Source organism: Nocardioides insulae DSM 17944, from assembly GCF_000422825.1.
In the GTDB taxonomy this organism is placed as follows: Bacteria; Actinomycetota; Actinomycetes; order Propionibacteriales; family Nocardioidaceae; genus Nocardioides; species Nocardioides insulae.
In genome coordinates, this window is record NZ_KE383928.1 from 39,044 (window position 1) to 54,275 (window position 15,232).

The following is a 15,232-nucleotide window of genomic DNA, read 5'->3' on the forward strand; positions in this document are numbered from 1 at the left end:
AACCCCGAGCCGACGCCTGAACAAGGGAAGGTGAGGTGTCATGGAGATCGTCCTCTTCCACATCCACCCGCGAGACGGCCTGGACGAGGCCGAGTACCAGAGGACATTCGAGCACATGCTCGAACTGGTCTCCGAGATCCCGGGGTTCGTGGGCATCGAAGGATTCGCGGGGGAGGACGGCTCGGAGCTCGCCGTGGCCCGGTTCGACTCTCCCGAGGCGATCGCCCGTTGGCGCGACCACCCCGAGCACGTCCGTACGCGCGACCGAGGTCGCGAGGAGTTCTTCGCCTCTTACGAGATCACGATCGCCACGACCTGGAAGCAATACCAGTGGACCGCCGGCGACGCGGCGCCCGAGGTGACCGAGGACCGGAGCGCGCAGCGGTCGGTCGCACCCTGAGCATCGCGCCGCCGCTCAGGACGACCTGTCTGCGACGCTGCGGGTCGTCGACCGGCGATGGCGGTTGGACGCCGTTCGCGCTCTGCCGGACCACCTGGATCGAGACGGCTCCATCGTCATCCACCCGTTGGCCGGGCACCTCATCCGGCGGAGGGCCTGATGTTGTGATTGAGCCGGAACACGTTGTCGGGGTCGAACTCGCGCTTGACCGCAACCAGGCGGTCCCATCCCGCGCCGAACCCGGCGCGCAGCCGGTCGGGTCCCTCGTGGCTGATGAAGTTGAGGTACACGTCACCGGTCGCCCACGGCTCGACGGAGGCACGCACCGCTCGTGTCCACTCCCGGAGGTCGGCCGCACTGATCGCGAAGTCTGCCTCCCAGAGCAACAGGTGGCCGTGCTCGGCGGCCACCGGGTGCCCCTCGAGGGCCCGCCCAGCGAGCTGCAGCCAGCCCTGCGCGGTCGACTCCTCACCCCGAAAGGTGAGGTGGTCGAAGGCGAGCGCGGTCGCCACCCGAGCCGAGCCGTACGGGTCACGAGCCGCACGGTGGGCCTTGTAGGCACGCTCCCGCACCTCGATGGTCTCCGGTCGATCGGTCCAGAAGTAGGCCCGGCCGAGAGCCTCGAGCACGGCCGCGGTCGGGTCGACCTCGGCAGCCTGCTCGAGCGACTCGGCCGCCTCCGCCCACTGACCAGCGGTGAGTGCGGCGAGGCCGGCGTCGTAGAACGTGCGGCCACCCACCTCAAAGGCCATGGGACAAGGCTAGCGAGATCGACGCTCGCCGGGGGTGGGACCGGCGCTGTCGGCTCCCCCTTCGAAGTTCCACTGTGGCTGATTTGCCTGAGCTCCATGTATCTCCTGCCTCGGTTCAGGGTCATCTTCTGCGACGGAACGAGATCCGTTCCGTGGAAGGAATGTCATGAAGTCATCGATCGTCGCCATCGCACTCACGATGGGCGGGGTTGCAGCGCTGTCCACCGTGACCCCTGTGGCACAAGCGGCGCCCGCCAGGGCCAGTGTCACCGTGACCATCAGCGCGGAGGGCACCGACATGTTCGGGGTCGTGAAGAGTTCGAGGCCGAAGAGGTGTGCCGCTGACCGGACCGTGAAGGTGTTCAAGCTCGTGAGGGGTGAGCCGCACCTGTGGGCGACCGACACCACGGGTCGGCAAGGCCGCGCCTTCGTGTGGTCAACCGGCAACACGGGCACCGAGGGGCGCTTCTTCGCCAAGGTCGCTCCCAAGCCCGGGTGCAGGGGCGACGTCAGCCCGACCATACGAGTACGCCGCAACCCGTGACGGCGACCCAACCGTGGTGGAGACGAGCGTGGTCCGTCTCACCGCGGCTGGCACCGGCTGGCTATCGACCACGGGCCAGGTACCCACGCTCGACCCCGTCCAGACTCGGGTGCGGTTCCTCGGGGCAGACCTCCGGTACTCCGTTCCTTGGCCTCCTCCGATGGCTCGCTCGAGGGTTGGTCAGGGACCGCCCTGGTGGCGGTGAACTCGGCGGGAGGGTGGCGTTGCTCCCGGCATCACCGGAGTCGAACGAGGCCAGCGTCTGCCCGAACGCCCAGGGTGCTGACTCACGGGACTGCGCTCGGCTGCACCAACGGCAGAAGGATCGTGTCCACGATCTCCTCGAGCACCAGTCGGACCCCTCCCTCGAGGGCTGGTCGAATCAAGGCCTGATGATGCGCTGTTCGATCGCTGCTGCGACGGCGCCGGCTCGGGTGTCCACGCCGAGTTTGGTGTAGATGTGCGAGAGGTGGGACTTCACGGTCGCCTCGGAGACGAACAGCTCGCGGGCCATATCCTTGTTTCCCAGGCCGCGCGAGAGCAGCTGGAGGACCTGCACCTCGCGCTCGGTGATCGGCGTGGCGCCCGGAGTCGTACGCCGGACCAGGGTCGCCGCGACCGACGAGGCGAGCACGGTCTCGCCTCGGGCGGTGGCGCGGATGGCGGCGAACAACTCATCGGGCGGCGCGTCCTTGAGCAGGTAGCCGCGCGAACCTGCCTCGAGCGCGCGCAGGATGTCGGACTCGGTGTCGTACGTCGTGAGCACGAGCACCTCCGGCGGGCTGTCGAGCGCGCGCAGGGCCGCGGTGACCTCTGCGCCGCCGGCGTTTCCGTCACCGAGGCTCAGGTCCATCAGTACGACGTCGGGTCGGTGCGCGCCGACCACCTCCAGAGCCCGGGCGAGCCCGTCGGCCTCGCCGTCCACGGACAAATCGGCCTGCCCGTCGATCAGGGCGCGGAGCCCGGCCCGGACCACCGGGTGGTCGTCGACCAGCACGATCGTGATCACGGCGTCTCCTCGATGGGCAGGGGGAAGCGGACCGACACCGTCGTGCCCTCACCGGGCGCGCTCTCGACCTCGGCGTGACCGCCGAGTGCAGCGGCGCGGTCGCGGATGCCGGCGATGCCGTGGCCGCGCGCCCCCGAGGGTCGTACCTGGTCGGGGTCGAAGCCACGCCCGTCGTCGCGCACGTCGAGCACGACCTCGTCCGGGTGATAGGTCAGGGTCACGACGACCCGTCCTGCCTCGGCATGCTCACGCACATTGGCCAGTGCACCTCGGGCGGTGCGCACCAAGGCCGACGCGATGTCGGACGGTACGACGGCCGGCTCGCCGTCGACGCGCACCTCGACCGGCATCCCGGGCGACGCCTGCTCGACGGCCCGGCCGAGCGCGGCTGGGAGGGCGGCGCGGGTACCACCTGCGCTGAGGTCGTGCGGTGCCAGGTCACGGACCACGCGGCGCACCTCGTCGAGGCCATCGCGGGCGGTCGACGCCGCAGTGCCGACGTACTCGCGGGCCGTCTCGGGCTGTGCCTCCCAGCAGCGCTCGGCGGCCTGGAGCAGGAGGTTGATGCTCGAGAGGCCTTGACCGACCGAGTCGTGGATCTCGCGGGAGAGGCGGGTGCGCTCGGCGAGCGCCCCCGTGCGGCGCTGCTCCCCGGCGAGCTCGTCCTGGGCCTTGACCAGCCGGTCGAGCAACTCCTGCCGTGCCCGCGCCTCCCGGTCGAGCGCCCGGTAGGCGAGCACCGTCAGCAGCCCGACGCCGATCGGCCCGGCCACCTGCACCGGGTCGAAGCCGTCTGTGATCCGCTGCCACGACGCGGTCAGCAGCCCGGTCATCAGGACCACCGTCGCCACCGCCCACGGGAACGGCAGCACCTGCAGCACCGCAAACGCCACCGGCACCGCGCACCAGGCGAACGACGGCGCCAGGGCGGTCAAGGCGGCCCACACGACCACCATCCCGATCACCCACGCGATGGGCCACCACGTGCGACCGCGCAGCAGGTTGCGAGTGGCGTACGCCGGCCCCAGCAGCACCGCCCCGGCCAGTACCGCGGCCCCGCCAGCGTCCAGGCCGTGCCGGTCCACGTACCGGGTCGCGCTGGTCGCGATGAGCACCACGAGCACGACGAGCAGCCAGAAGTCGAGTCGCGAGGCGGTCGCGAGGATCCCGTGCTCGCCGGGGCGGCGCTGGTCGGTGGGCGAGGTCATCGTCGGATCAGCCTACGGAGGATCGGAGGTCGACGACGTCAGCCAATTGGCTATCGAGGCCTAGCCGGTTGCCAGAGGTCCGGGGAGCCGGGACGTAGCACCGTGGAGACATCGGCTCGTTCTGCACCCAGGAGACACCCATGAAGCGCACCACTCTTGTCACCGGCTCACTCCTCGCCGTCGCCGCGGTCGGAGCCGGCCTCGCCGCGACCCCGGCCCTCGCCCACGGGGACGCTCGACACCACGGCTCGCCGGCGGCCTACCAGCTGATCGGCGACGACGTGGGGCCGGCCGATCCGGCGGGTTCGAAGTTCGAGGGCATCGGCGCGGACCAGCGACGGGGCGTGTTCTACGTCAGCGAGGTCACCGGTGGCGAGATCCACCGCGGCTCCGTCCGGCACGCGCAGACCACGGAGTGGCTTTCCGGCGACGGCACCGACGGTCGCTTCACCGCACGCGGGATCACCGTCGACCGCCAAGGCCGCGTCTACGTCGCCGGCGGGCCCAATGGCATCGGAGCCGACCGCCCCGACCTGTGGGTCTACGACGCGCGCGGCCACCTGCTCGCGGCGCTCCGCGCTCCGGGCACCGACGTCTTCCTCAACGACGTCGCGATCGGACCCGACGGCGCGGCGTACTTCACCAACTCCAACGACCCGCAGGTCTTCCGGGTGGCCCCGGACCACGACGGCTGGCGGGCCACGTTGTGGGCAGACGCCACCGACACCATCGAGCGCCAGGACGGCTTCAACCTGGGCGGCATCGTGCTGACCGCCGACCGCAGTGCCTTCGTTGTCGCGCAGGGCAACACCGGCCGCCTGTGGCGGTTCTCGACCCGCACCGGCGTGGTCAGCGCGATCGAGACGGGCGGCGCCGACCTGGTGAACGCCGACGGCCTGGTGCGCGAGGGCAACCGGCTCACCGTGATCCGCAACTTCACCAGGATGCTGGCCACTCTGCGGATCTCTGCCGACGGTCGCCACGCCCTCCTCGTCGGCCAGCGGTCCACCGATCCCGATCGAGTCCTCACGACGGCCAAGCTGCTGCGCGGACAGACGCTCTACGTGGACAGCAAGTTCGACGAGCCCGTCGCTTCGGCGCCGTACGAGGTCATCACCCGCCCGTTCGTCCGATGAGATCGCATACCGCACTGTTCGCCGCTCTCCCGCTCGCGCTCGTCCTGAGCGCCTGTGGAGGAGGCGGACCAGCCGAGACACCGGACACCGGAGACGGAGGGCGACCGACGACACCGGCGTCCGCGCCACCGGCCGGGTCCGACCGCATCCCCGTCGACCGGCGCGAGCCTGATGACCGGCTCGACCAGGCGGCACTGAACGCCCGGCTCCGGGCCGCTGCGTGGGCCGACGACGTGCCCCGCGCCCGGCGGATGATCCTCCGCGGAGCCGACGTCAATGCCAAGGACGACACCGAGCAGTCGGCGTATCTGATCGCCACGAGCGAGGGCTACCTCGACCTGCTCCGACTCACCCTCCGCCACCGCGCGAACGTGGACGACAAGGACAGCTGGAACGGCACCGGCCTGATCCGGGCCGCCGAGCGCGGACACGCGAACGTCGTCGGAGCCCTGCTCCGGGCCGGCGTCGACCGCGACCACGTCAACCGGATCGGCTACCAGGCGATCCACGAAGCAGTGTGGCTCGGCGCGGACACGCCGTCGTACGCCGCCACGGTCCGGGTACTCGCCGCCGGCGGCGTCCGGCTCACCGACCGGTCGCCGTCGGCCGGCCTCACCCCCGTCGAGATGGCCCGCGCGCGAGGATTCGACCAACTGGAGGGCATCCTGAGCCACATGACCAACGAGCGCCCGCCCGCCGACCCCGACCGCGCGCTGCTCGTCGCCGCGGGGCAGGGCGATGCCGACGCCGTGGCGCTCGCGCTCCGCTCCGGCGCCGACATCGAGACCCGCGACGAGCGCCAGCGCACCGCCCTCCTGCTGGCCAGCAGCCACGACCACGTCGCGGTCGCCGAGGTCCTTGTCGCGATGGGCGCCGACCCGGACGCCCTCGACGACCGCCACGACACACCCTGGTTGGTCACCGGCGTCACCGGCAGCGTTCCGATGCTCGAGGCACTGCTGCCGGCACACCCCGACCTCACCATCCGCAACCGCTACGGCGGCCTCTCGCCCATCCCGGCCAGCGAGCGCGGCCATGTCGACTACGTGCGCCGCGTCGTGCGGACCGACGTCGACATCGACCACGTCAACGACCTCGGCTGGACTGCCCTGCTGGAGGCGGTCATCCTCGGCGACGGCGGCCGGCGTCACCAGGAAGTCGTCAAGATCCTGCTCGCCGCCGGAGCCGACCGCACCATCACCGACGGCGACGGCATCACCGCGCTACAGCACGCCGAAAACCGAGGCTACGACCGGATCGTCGCCGTGCTCCGCGGCTGACCCACGGTCAGCGGTCCCAGCGCACGGGCGCCCGGCGCCGCGACGAGGGCGAGGGATCCTCTGACTCGGTTTCCGTGCGGACGGGACCGCAGCAGGCGCGGGTGACAGGCTCTCGAGGTATCCAGGTCGTGGTGGACCTGACGAAGCGACCGGCCGGAAGCGGGATGAACCCCGAGCCGCGATGCGGCGGCCACCCACGCGATGCGTTGGACCGCGCCGGCAAGGCTGGAGTGGCAGCCCCTAGGGTGGGCAGTCGTGGAAGCCCTGACCGCAAGCGAGCGTGACTCGCTGGAGGCGATGGTGGATGCCCAACGATCCGCGATCGACGCGTTGCTCGATGACATCACCGAGGACGAGGCGCGGGCGAGGCTGGTGCCGTCGCTCACGACGGTGCTCGGACTCGTCAAGCACGCCACCTTCGTCGAGCGGGTGTGGTTCGACCACCGGCTTGGAGGACGCACGCGGAAGGAGCTCGACCTCCCCGAAACGGTCGATGAGAGCTTCGTGCTCGAACCGACGGACACCAGGGAGTCCGTGCTCGCGACGTACCGCGCCGCCTGCGAGCGGTCCCGAGCGCTCGTCGCCGGCCGCGACCTCGACGAGCTCCTCGACTGGCGGGGCACTCCCGTGAGCCTGCGCTGGACCCTCCTGCACATGATCAGGGAACTCGCCCGGCACGCCGGACACGGCGACATCCTGGTCGAGCAATTGCACGAACGCCGCAGCCACCGGAGCTGAGCAGGCTGGGTCGGCACGCCCGCAGCTGGATGCCCCATCGGCGTGTGCATGAGCATGCCGAAGTCCGGTGCCGGGCGGGGTGGAATCCGTACGACGTCACCGGATGGCAGCCTCGGGCGCTGCTGCGGGAATCAGGGCTTGACGCCTGACACGACGAGCATCTCGCAGGGACCGACGAACCCCTCGGGGCCCTCGAACTGAGACAGCGTGTCCTCGATCTCGCTCCAGGCCGCGCTCCGCTCGGCATCAGTCACCGCCGCGAGCATGGCATGCAGTGCGCCGAAGGACTCCCGTTGGAATCGGACGCACTCCGCGGCACTCTCCAGGCGCAAGGGTGAGGGAATCCGCCGGACCGTGACGTCGACGAAGCCGGCGTCGCGGTAGGCGGCCTCCGCGACGCCGGGCGATCCCAGGCTGAACGGTCCCGGCATGCCCGGGGCAGGGGCCGGTAGGGCGGCGACGCGCCGGATGATGCCGACCGGCAGCGCGAAGAAGCCGTTGCGGTCCGGGGTGGAGTAGACCACCGAGGACAGCCGTCCTCCCGATCTCAGGGCGCCGTGGATCTGGGTCAGAGCACGGTGCTGGTCGGGGAAGTAGATCAACCCGACCCGCGAGAGGGCGGCGTCGTAGCTCCCGGCCCCGACGGTGGTCAGGTCCTCTCCGTCGGCCTCCTGGATTCCGACGTTGGTCAGCCCGGCCTCGGCCGCCGTCTTCGCGGCGTACTCCAGGATCGCGGGGGAGATGTCGGTGGCGAGGACATGCCCGGACGGGCCGACGCGACGTGCTGCCGCCAGGGTCTGTCCCCCGGCACCGGCAGCGACATCGAGCACCCGGGAGCCGCTGGTGAGGGCGGCGTCGTCGAGCATGGCGTCGGTGGCGTCGCCCAGCCATCGTTCGATGACCGGACCCCAGCGGTGCCAGGCTTCCGCCGCCTGCTCCCACTGGGCACGGGTGGTGCGCTTGAACGCGACCGGGTCGAAGTTGGATGTCATGGTGAACCTCCTCGGGTCTGGCCGTGGTGGCCTTTGTCCGAGCCTCACCGCGGGGGCGCACTGCTGCCAGAACGGGTTCTGGACCCCGGCGGGACAGATTCTGGACGTGGCCCGGTCATGGTCGGAGAATGGTCGGGGTGAGGGACTACGCGCAGTACTGTCCTGTCGCGATCGCCAGCTCCGTCATCGCGGAGCGCTGGACGCCGCTGATCATCCGCGAGCTGGTGCTCGGCGGACGGCGGTTCAACGAGATAGACCGGGGCCTGCCGGGGATTTCTCGCACTCTGCTCAAGCAGCGATTGGATCACCTCGAACGCAAGGGCGTGGTCGAGCGGGTCGAGCTGGGCCACGGGCGCGGACACGAGTATCAGTTGACTCCGGCGGGACGAGACCTGGAGGGCGTGATCATGGCCGTCGGTGAGTGGGCGGTGCGCTGGATGTTCACTGAGCCCGTCCCGCGCGAGGTCGATCCGGTCACCCTGACCTGGTGGATGTCCCGACGTCTGGTGTGGGATGAGATCCCCTCGGGTCGGATCGTCGTGCAGTTCGACTACCGGGGTGTGGACACCGCACCGACCAGGATCTGGATCGTGCTGGATCGCGGTGAGTCCTCGGTATGCACCGACCCGCCCGGATTCGACAGCGACGTGGTGGTGAACACCGACGCGGTGGCCCTGATGCGGGTCTTCTCCGGCATCACCTCCTACGTCGCGGCCACGACCGAGGGGACCATCTCCGTGTCGGGCCCGCCACGGCTCACCCGAGCGTTGCCGCGATGGTTCGCCTGGAGCCCGTTCGCGCCGGCCGTACGCCGCCTGTTGGCCGAGCCCGACACCGAAGACATCACTGGAACACCGACTTCGGACTGATCCACGAGCAGGTGGCCACCGCCGGAGGTGTCAGGCGTCGGGCGGCGACAGAGATGCGTTCCCGCCCATCGCGGTCGGACGGAGGAAGAGCCGCCATGCGACGCACAACCCGGCCACGGACCAGCAGGTCGCAATGGAGACGTTCAGTGCGTAGGTGAGGACGGTCGAGGGTGACATCGGCCAGGCATGGCTCGAGAGTACGAGCAGACCCACGAAGGTTCCGACAAGCAGGGCAGCTGGCAACAGGACCGCCACCCACCTCGGACGAAGATCCGGCTCGTGGACAGGAGGCATCCTCCGCAGGAAGAGGATGCCGCCCACGCCCACGACTGCAAGGCCGATGAGTGTCGAGGCGTACTGCGCCCATTCATAGCGGGGCATGCCTTCGTACTCGAGCCCCAGCCAGGCGATTCGTTCGGACCCCCAGCGGTCGGAGTGCGTGAATGAGTCCCACGCGACGTGCGTGAAGGCACCCAGCCACGCGGCGGGCACGCTGAGGATCCAGTCGCGCGGGGTGAGCCGTACATGCGCGTGCAGACGTGCCCGGACCGCATCGGGGCCGAGATCGATCATCGCGTCGCGAAACAGCGCGAACCACAACCACACCACGGTCAGGCTCACGGCCATGTCCACGGTGGCGACGCCGGCGAGGCTGTGCGAGAACGCGTATCCGCGGGGCCAGTGGAGGAACAAGGGAAAATCTGGCGACATGGATCCGACGACCAGTGTCGTCATTGGAAGGCCAAGCCGGCGGAGCGGTAACACGACAGCCGGGTGGCTGAGCGTCAAGGGCACAGCCACAGGCTAGGGCGGGGGCCCGACGAGGACAGGACCCGCGTTCATCAGGATCGATCGCAGTTGGACGTGCCGACGACCCCTCCTGTGGGCCGAAACTCCCGCGTCCGGAGATACGGGACCGAATCTGTCCGCTGTGCCACGTAGCGTGCCGGAAACCACGTCACCGCGAGGAGCACCCATGAACCTGGTCTCGATCCGCCTCATCACCGACGACGTCGCTCGCCTCGTCGCTTTCTACGAGCGCGTCACCCACCTGACGGCCACCTGGGCAACGCCCGACTTCGCCGAAGTGGCAACCCCGTCGGGCACCCTCGCCATCGGAAGCACCCGCACCGTGCCCCTGTTCGCGCCCGGGAGCGCCCGCGCCGCCGACAATCACAGCGCGATCATCGAACTCCTCGTCGAGAATGTCGACCACGACTACCAACGCCTCGCCGCCACGTCCGGCACAGAGCCCGCGATCGAGTTCGTCAACGAGCCCACCACGATGCCGTGGGGCAATCGCTCCCTGCTGCTCCGCGACCCCGACGGCAACCTGGTCAACCTCTTCACGCCGGTGACCGATCAAGCGAAGCAAGTTCGCGATGGGAGTGTCCGCGGAACCGTCTGAAGAGCGGTGCGCGGGGTCGGGTCTGGTCTGATCCGAAAGGAGATGGCCGTGGCCGATACGACCGAACTGTCGGCAGACGCGATGATCGATCCGCCATCGGGCAGGGCTGCCCCTGATCCGGCACCTCGGCTGCACGCCCGGCGCCTTGATGGCCGCCGACCCGGTGTCAGCCCCAGCAGGGGTTCGGCTTGCAGGACAGGCGCTCCCCGAGCAAGTGCCTCGAACCGCCCACTATGGGTCAGGTCAACCTGTCTCCGAACCGTGCAGCAGTCCCAACGGCCACCAGCCCACCCGAGGAGTTCGAGGGCGACACTGAAGTGCCGCCTGGTCGAGCGTAGCTTCAAGCACGCGCCACTAGGGTGTGCCAGCAAGCGTTCTATCCCCGTTAACGTGGTCTAGGCTGCGGCTCAATTCCTGGATCTGGCGGTCGAAGCAGGCGGCCACGTCCTGCGGCTCCACTCCGCCGATGAGTTGCGCGATGGCCTGTCCGTAGGCGGCGTTCACCAATGTCTTGGCGACAGTTCCAGTGTCCAGATCTGTGGGGAAGAGGCCCTGTTCGACGCACTCGTTGACCGTGGTCTCGAACTTCTCGTAGTTCTCGTTGTGCCGAGCCTCGAGGTAAGCGGCGACCTCCTCGTCAGCCTGGGCGTAGGACGAGACAGCCAACCAGAAGCGCCACCAAGTCTGGCGGCGATGGTTGGACAACTCGAACCGGTGAAGCAGCCGCCTCAGGTTGGAGACCGGGTCGTTCTCGTCCCAGACCCGGGGTCGCTGCTGGTAGCCGTGACCGATCGAAGCGAACAGAACGTTGCGTTTGGAGCCGAAGTGGTAATTGATCGTCCCTGTGCTCAGACCAGTCGCCTCGGCCAGTGCACGCATGGACATCCCGTCCACCCCGCGGTTCGCAATGAGCTCGAACGTGGCCAGAACGACGTCTTCCCTGACATGGTCCCCCCGCGGTCTCGCCATCGCACACCTGATTCCTTGTCGTGGCACATGCCCTCGCTCGTGCTCTACTCATGCTAGAGGCCGACGCAGTGGCCTCGTGTCCGGCGGGACCAGATCACCCCCGCGGACGACGGCGGGGTGAGGTGGCGCCCTTCACCAGCCACCCACCCGCGTCTCGTCGTCGAGGAGTGAGCGTCACTCCGGCCGGTGATCCATGGCGGCACCGTCTTCGTAGAGGGCAGTAGCGTATTCGTCGAATTCAGTGCTGTCGGTGTCTATGTCGAACCACACGTCCGTGTCCTCGGTGGAGCCGCCGTCCTGATAGCCGCGGGACGCGAACTTCTCCAGCCATGCGTCCATGGACGCAGCAATAGCCTCGCCCGCATCGTCGTTCAGGTTTTCGTTGGCGAGGGTCTCTTCCGCGAGTTCTTCGGCGTGCTTGCCAAGGGTCTGCTGCACATCTTCGTCCAGCTCGTGGATCTCGCCACCGGCCTCCTTTGCCTGCTGGATCGCCATGGCGTTGCCTTTGATCACACCGAGGATGTTGGTGGCCTGGGCAGTCATGTTGGCGTCGAAAAGGATCTGCTGGTAGGCCAGCGGAAGTTCCTTGAAGCTCGACCCCGCCAGGAACGCTCCTGGCGACCGGGAAAAGCTGTAGTCGGTGGTGTAGCCGATATGGGGAGCGACCTCTAGGAGCCCCGATTCCGCCGACGTCAGCAGCGGAGCGAGAGTGCAGTCGACCGCGCCGCGCTGCAGGGCCTCGAAGACCTCGCCGTACTCCATGGACACCGGCGTGCTGCCGAGCTCCTTCACCTGCTCTGCCTGGGCAGCGGAGGCGATGCGCACCTGCCGGCCCTTCAAGTCCTCGGCAGACTGCACCGGTTCGTCACACAGGTAGTAGTAGCCGCCGAGGGCCTTGAAGGGGGTGAGCGGCGTCAACCCCATCTCCTCGTACTCGGTCAGGACCGTGTCGTTGTTCCAGCCCGCCTCATTGCCGACGGCGTTGGCCACCATCTCTCCGATGTAGGGCGAGGAGGGAAGACCTGCCATCACCGTGCCCAGGTCGTTGACGGCAGGGAACTCCGTGGGCTGGTACACCGGCAGGGTGTCGGCGATGTCCACACGGCCATCCACGAGGGCGTCGTGGATCTCGGCATAGTCGGCAATCGCCTGGCCCCAGACAAGGTCGAGAGTGATCTTGCCGTTGGATCGTTCCTCGACCAGTTTCTTGAAGGCGATGCCGGCTGGGGCGGCGATCGTGTTCTGCGAGGCGGCCGTGGGCTGGAAGGTCAACGTGACCGGTTCCAGGTCTTCGACGGCGGCGTCGACCTCGTCTTGCGAGGCGCCGTAGGCGAATCCTTCACCTCCGCCGGCGTTGTCTCCGCTGCCGGTGTCTCCGCCGCCTGCGCTGCCGGCGCAAGCGGTTAGGGCGAGGGCGGCGATCGAGAGTGCGGCCGGGGCCACCAGTTTCCGACGCCAGTCGGTACGTGGATCGTTGCTGTTCATCTGCGCCTCCCTTGAGGGCAATGCGAATTCGGGGTCCGCTCAGGTGGCCTCGTTGAGGCATGACGTCCCGCCGGCCTGGCCCGCACTCGCCGGGCGCCACTCGGGTGGAGTTCGGGTTGCGTCGGGCTGCATCTGGGCCGGAGCGTGGGAGTGTCCTTGCGTGGGATGTCCCGGGGTCCGGGTCCTCTGGCGCTGTGCTTCGCGGCAGCGCAGGCTGAGGGGTCCTGCGTTCGGGAGGGTCAGACCCTGCGGCCCAGGAGTTCGCGGGCCATGACGATCTTCATGATCTCGGTGGGCCCTTCCATCTGCTTGCACATACGCAGGTGGTTGTAGAAGTCGCTGAAGGGGTAGTCGTCCAGGGCGAGGCCACGACCACCCAGTACCTGCATGGATCGGTCGACGACTCTCAGCCCGGCGTCGATGCAGTAGCCCTTGACCATGGAGGCTTGAAGGCGGGTCGATGAGTAGTCGTTGTTGGCGTTGTCCACGAGCCAGGCCGCGTGGAAGGTGTTCCAGCGGATGGATTCGATGTCGTACTGGTTGTCGGTAAGCATCCACTGGATGGCCTGGTTGTCGCCCAGCCTGCCGCCGAAGACTTCGCGGGTGTTGGCGTAATCGATGGCCAGGTCTTGGCTGCGTTGGGCGGCGCCGAGTGCCCCGCCGCCGAGGCGGAGGCGGAAGCGGTTGAACTGGTGCTGGGCGATCTTGAAACCCTGACCCTCTTCGCCGAGAAGGTTCTCCCGCGGGACGATCACGTTGTCCAGCTCGATCTCCTCTTCGGAGCCCCATGAGCGGGAGATGACCGGGATGTCCCGGACCTTCTTGATGCCGGGGTTGTCGTTGTCCACCAGGATGACGCTGATGCCGCGGTTGCCCTTCTCAGAGTCCGTGACGGCGGCGATCGCGGTGTAGGAGGCGGTGGCATGGCCGGTCCGCCACATTTTGCGGCCGTTGATCACCCAGTGATCGTCCTTGAGCACTGCGGTGGTGCGGATGCCGCCCAGGTCGGCACCGGCGCCCGGCTCGGTAAAACACATGGACCAGCCGGTCTTTCCCTCGAGCACCGGATAGAGGTACTTCTCCTTGATGTAATCCGAGGCCTCGTACATCACCGGCCACGGCGCAAAGGTAGCGCCGGGCAGGCGCCGGGGCGATTTCGAGGTCTCGGAGAGGACGATGACATCCTCGGTGGCACCCAGTCCTTGACCGCCGTACTCCTTCGGAACGTTCAATCCGTCGATGCGGTATTCGTGCATCTTGGACTTGAGGTGGGTGGTGAGTTCTGTCCCGTAGTCCTCGACGGCCAGCGGCCACGACCGGTAGTGGGGCAGAACCTCGATCTCCATGAATTCGCGGGCCCGGGCCTGGAGGTCCTTCTGGCTGTGCGTCAGTTCAAAGTCCATGGTTCAGCCTTCTTCTTCGATGGATAGTCGTGCGGTGTTGATGTCGAGGTCCACCGCGATCTTCCCCAGGACGCTCCTGGATTCGATGTCGGCAATGGCCTCCGGTACGCGGCCGAAAGGCAAGGTCTTGGTGATGCGGGGTGATATCTCGCCGGCCTTCCAGAGGCGAAATAGTTCCTGGACGTTGGCCCGGTTCTCTTTCGGGTGGCGTTTCGTGAAGGTCCGCCAATCGACGCCGAGGATCTTGCTGCTGCGCAACAGCACGGCGTTGAGCGGAATGGCCGGGATCCCGGCCGTGAAGCCCACGACCAGATGCCGCCCGCAGTGTGCCAAGGTCCGCAACGCCGGCTCGGAGTAGCCGCCACCCACCGGGTCGACGACGATGTCGACGCCGCCCGGCGCCAGCTTCTTGATCTCGGCGCTCAGCGCCTTTTGCGCTGGTGTGGAGGCCATGTCCCGGGCGTAGACGAAGCCGGACTCGGCACCTGCCGCAAGAGCGAACTCGAGCTTCTCCCGGCTCGAGGCTCCCGCGATGACCCTGGCACCGGTCGCCCTCGCCAGGTCGATCGCGGCTGATCCGACCCCTCCGGCGGCTCCCAGGACCAGGACCGTCTCGCCGGGCTTCACTCTGCCGACGTCGAACAGCGCGTGATAGGCGGTGGCATAGGTGAAGAGGAACGCCGCAGCCTCCACCATGGGAATCTCCCGAGGTACCAGGGTGAGCCGGCCCGCCTCGACGCAGAAGTACTCCGCCAAGGCTCCCCACCCAGAGATGCCGACCACAGCGTCCCCAGGGTTGAGACCGGTGACCCCCGCGCCTACCGCGTCCACCACCCCACTGAACTCTCCCCCAGGCGAAAAGGGACGATCCGGCTTGACCTGATAGAGGTCCCTGATGAGGAGGGCGTCGGGGAAGTTGATCCCGACAGCAGCCACCCTCACTCGGACCTGGTTCTCCCGAGGTTCTGGCCACTCGACGTCGTCCAGGCTCAGCGTCTCCGGGCCTCCCGGGAGGTGACTGAGCCACGACTGCATGCTT

The 15,232-nt window shown here is 68.4% G+C and carries 16 protein-coding genes; 7 read left to right on the plus strand and 9 right to left on the minus strand.

The features are described 5' to 3' along the window. Nucleotides 1–40: 40 nt before the first annotated feature. Nucleotides 41–400: an antibiotic biosynthesis monooxygenase family protein gene (locus tag G515_RS20750; protein ID WP_051218199.1), complete on the plus strand. Its 360-nt coding sequence runs from the start codon at nt 41–43 to the stop codon at nt 398–400. A gap of 140 nt (nt 401–540) precedes the next feature. Here the strand turns inward: G515_RS20750 and G515_RS0110360 are convergent, their stop codons facing one another. Then, a complete protein-coding gene (locus G515_RS0110360; protein WP_028660079.1) occupies nt 541–1,152 on the minus strand; it encodes a BBE domain-containing protein in 612 nt (203 codons plus the stop codon). A 166-nt stretch (nt 1,153–1,318) separates the two neighbouring features. Between G515_RS0110360 and G515_RS0110365 the strand changes: the two genes are divergently transcribed. Then, a complete protein-coding gene (locus G515_RS0110365) occupies nt 1,319–1,696 on the plus strand; it encodes a hypothetical protein (protein ID WP_028660080.1) in 378 nt (125 codons plus the stop codon). A 382-nt stretch (nt 1,697–2,078) separates the two neighbouring features. On the opposite strand, the gene G515_RS0110370 is transcribed toward G515_RS0110365, so the two are convergent. Both G515_RS0110370 and G515_RS0110375 read right to left on the minus strand, forming a co-directional pair. After that, nucleotides 2,079–2,705 carry a response regulator gene (locus G515_RS0110370; RefSeq protein ID WP_028660081.1) on the minus strand — a complete coding sequence of 209 codons (627 nt, stop codon included), beginning with the start codon at nt 2,703–2,705 and terminating at the stop codon, nt 2,079–2,081. Continuing rightward, nucleotides 2,702–3,913, minus strand: a complete 1,212-nt coding sequence (locus G515_RS0110375) for a sensor histidine kinase (RefSeq protein ID WP_028660082.1) — start codon at nt 3,911–3,913, stop codon at nt 2,702–2,704. Before G515_RS0110375 ends, G515_RS0110370 begins: the two co-directional genes overlap by 4 nt. Nucleotides 3,914–4,053: 140 nt before the next feature. Here G515_RS0110375 and G515_RS0110380 point away from each other — a divergent pair, with 140 nt between their 5' ends. From G515_RS0110380 to G515_RS0110390, 3 genes are all read left to right on the plus strand, one after another. After that, nucleotides 4,054–5,049, plus strand: a complete 996-nt coding sequence (locus G515_RS0110380) for an SMP-30/gluconolactonase/LRE family protein (protein WP_028660083.1) — start codon at nt 4,054–4,056, stop codon at nt 5,047–5,049. Continuing rightward, nucleotides 5,046–6,329, plus strand: a complete 1,284-nt coding sequence (locus tag G515_RS23495) for an ankyrin repeat domain-containing protein (protein WP_028660084.1) — start codon at nt 5,046–5,048, stop codon at nt 6,327–6,329. Before G515_RS0110380 ends, G515_RS23495 begins: the two co-directional genes overlap by 4 nt. Before the next feature lie 255 nt (nt 6,330–6,584). After that, entirely contained in the window at nt 6,585–7,067 is a 483-nt protein-coding gene (locus G515_RS0110390) for a DinB family protein (RefSeq protein WP_028660085.1), read from the plus strand. 131 nt (nt 7,068–7,198) lie between these two features. On the opposite strand, the gene G515_RS0110395 is transcribed toward G515_RS0110390, so the two are convergent. Then, the gene (locus G515_RS0110395) at nt 7,199–8,059 is read right to left on the minus strand and encodes a class I SAM-dependent methyltransferase (protein ID WP_028660086.1); all 861 of its coding nucleotides are present in this window, start codon (nt 8,057–8,059) and stop codon (nt 7,199–7,201) included. A gap of 137 nt (nt 8,060–8,196) precedes the next feature. Between G515_RS0110395 and G515_RS20760 the strand changes: the two genes are divergently transcribed. Next, nucleotides 8,197–8,928: a winged helix-turn-helix transcriptional regulator gene (locus G515_RS20760; protein WP_036555594.1), complete on the plus strand. Its 732-nt coding sequence runs from the start codon at nt 8,197–8,199 to the stop codon at nt 8,926–8,928. A gap of 30 nt (nt 8,929–8,958) precedes the next feature. Here the strand turns inward: G515_RS20760 and G515_RS20765 are convergent, their stop codons facing one another. After that, the gene (locus G515_RS20765) at nt 8,959–9,723 is read right to left on the minus strand and encodes a DUF4184 family protein (protein WP_169570545.1); all 765 of its coding nucleotides are present in this window, start codon (nt 9,721–9,723) and stop codon (nt 8,959–8,961) included. A gap of 181 nt (nt 9,724–9,904) precedes the next feature. Here G515_RS20765 and G515_RS0110410 point away from each other — a divergent pair, with 181 nt between their 5' ends. Then, on the plus strand, nt 9,905–10,336 hold the full coding sequence (locus G515_RS0110410; protein ID WP_028660087.1) for a VOC family protein: 432 nt from the start codon (nt 9,905–9,907) through the stop codon (nt 10,334–10,336). Between the two features lie 354 nt (nt 10,337–10,690). On the opposite strand, the gene G515_RS0110415 is transcribed toward G515_RS0110410, so the two are convergent. The 4 genes from G515_RS0110415 to G515_RS20770 form a co-directional block, all read right to left on the minus strand. Further along, entirely contained in the window at nt 10,691–11,305 is a 615-nt protein-coding gene (locus G515_RS0110415) for a TetR/AcrR family transcriptional regulator (RefSeq protein WP_028660088.1), read from the minus strand. A gap of 174 nt (nt 11,306–11,479) precedes the next feature. Beyond that, entirely contained in the window at nt 11,480–12,790 is a 1,311-nt protein-coding gene (locus G515_RS0110420) for a TRAP transporter substrate-binding protein (protein ID WP_051218205.1), read from the minus strand. A gap of 239 nt (nt 12,791–13,029) precedes the next feature. Continuing rightward, nucleotides 13,030–14,193 (minus strand): acyl-CoA dehydrogenase family protein, encoded by a 1,164-nt coding sequence (locus G515_RS0110425; protein WP_028660090.1) that lies wholly within the window; start codon nt 14,191–14,193, stop codon nt 13,030–13,032. A gap of 3 nt (nt 14,194–14,196) precedes the next feature. Further along, nucleotides 14,197–15,228, minus strand: coding sequence for an NADPH:quinone oxidoreductase family protein (locus tag G515_RS20770; RefSeq protein WP_051218207.1), 1,032 nt, complete (start codon nt 15,226–15,228; stop codon nt 14,197–14,199). Nucleotides 15,229–15,232: the final 4 nt, after the last annotated feature.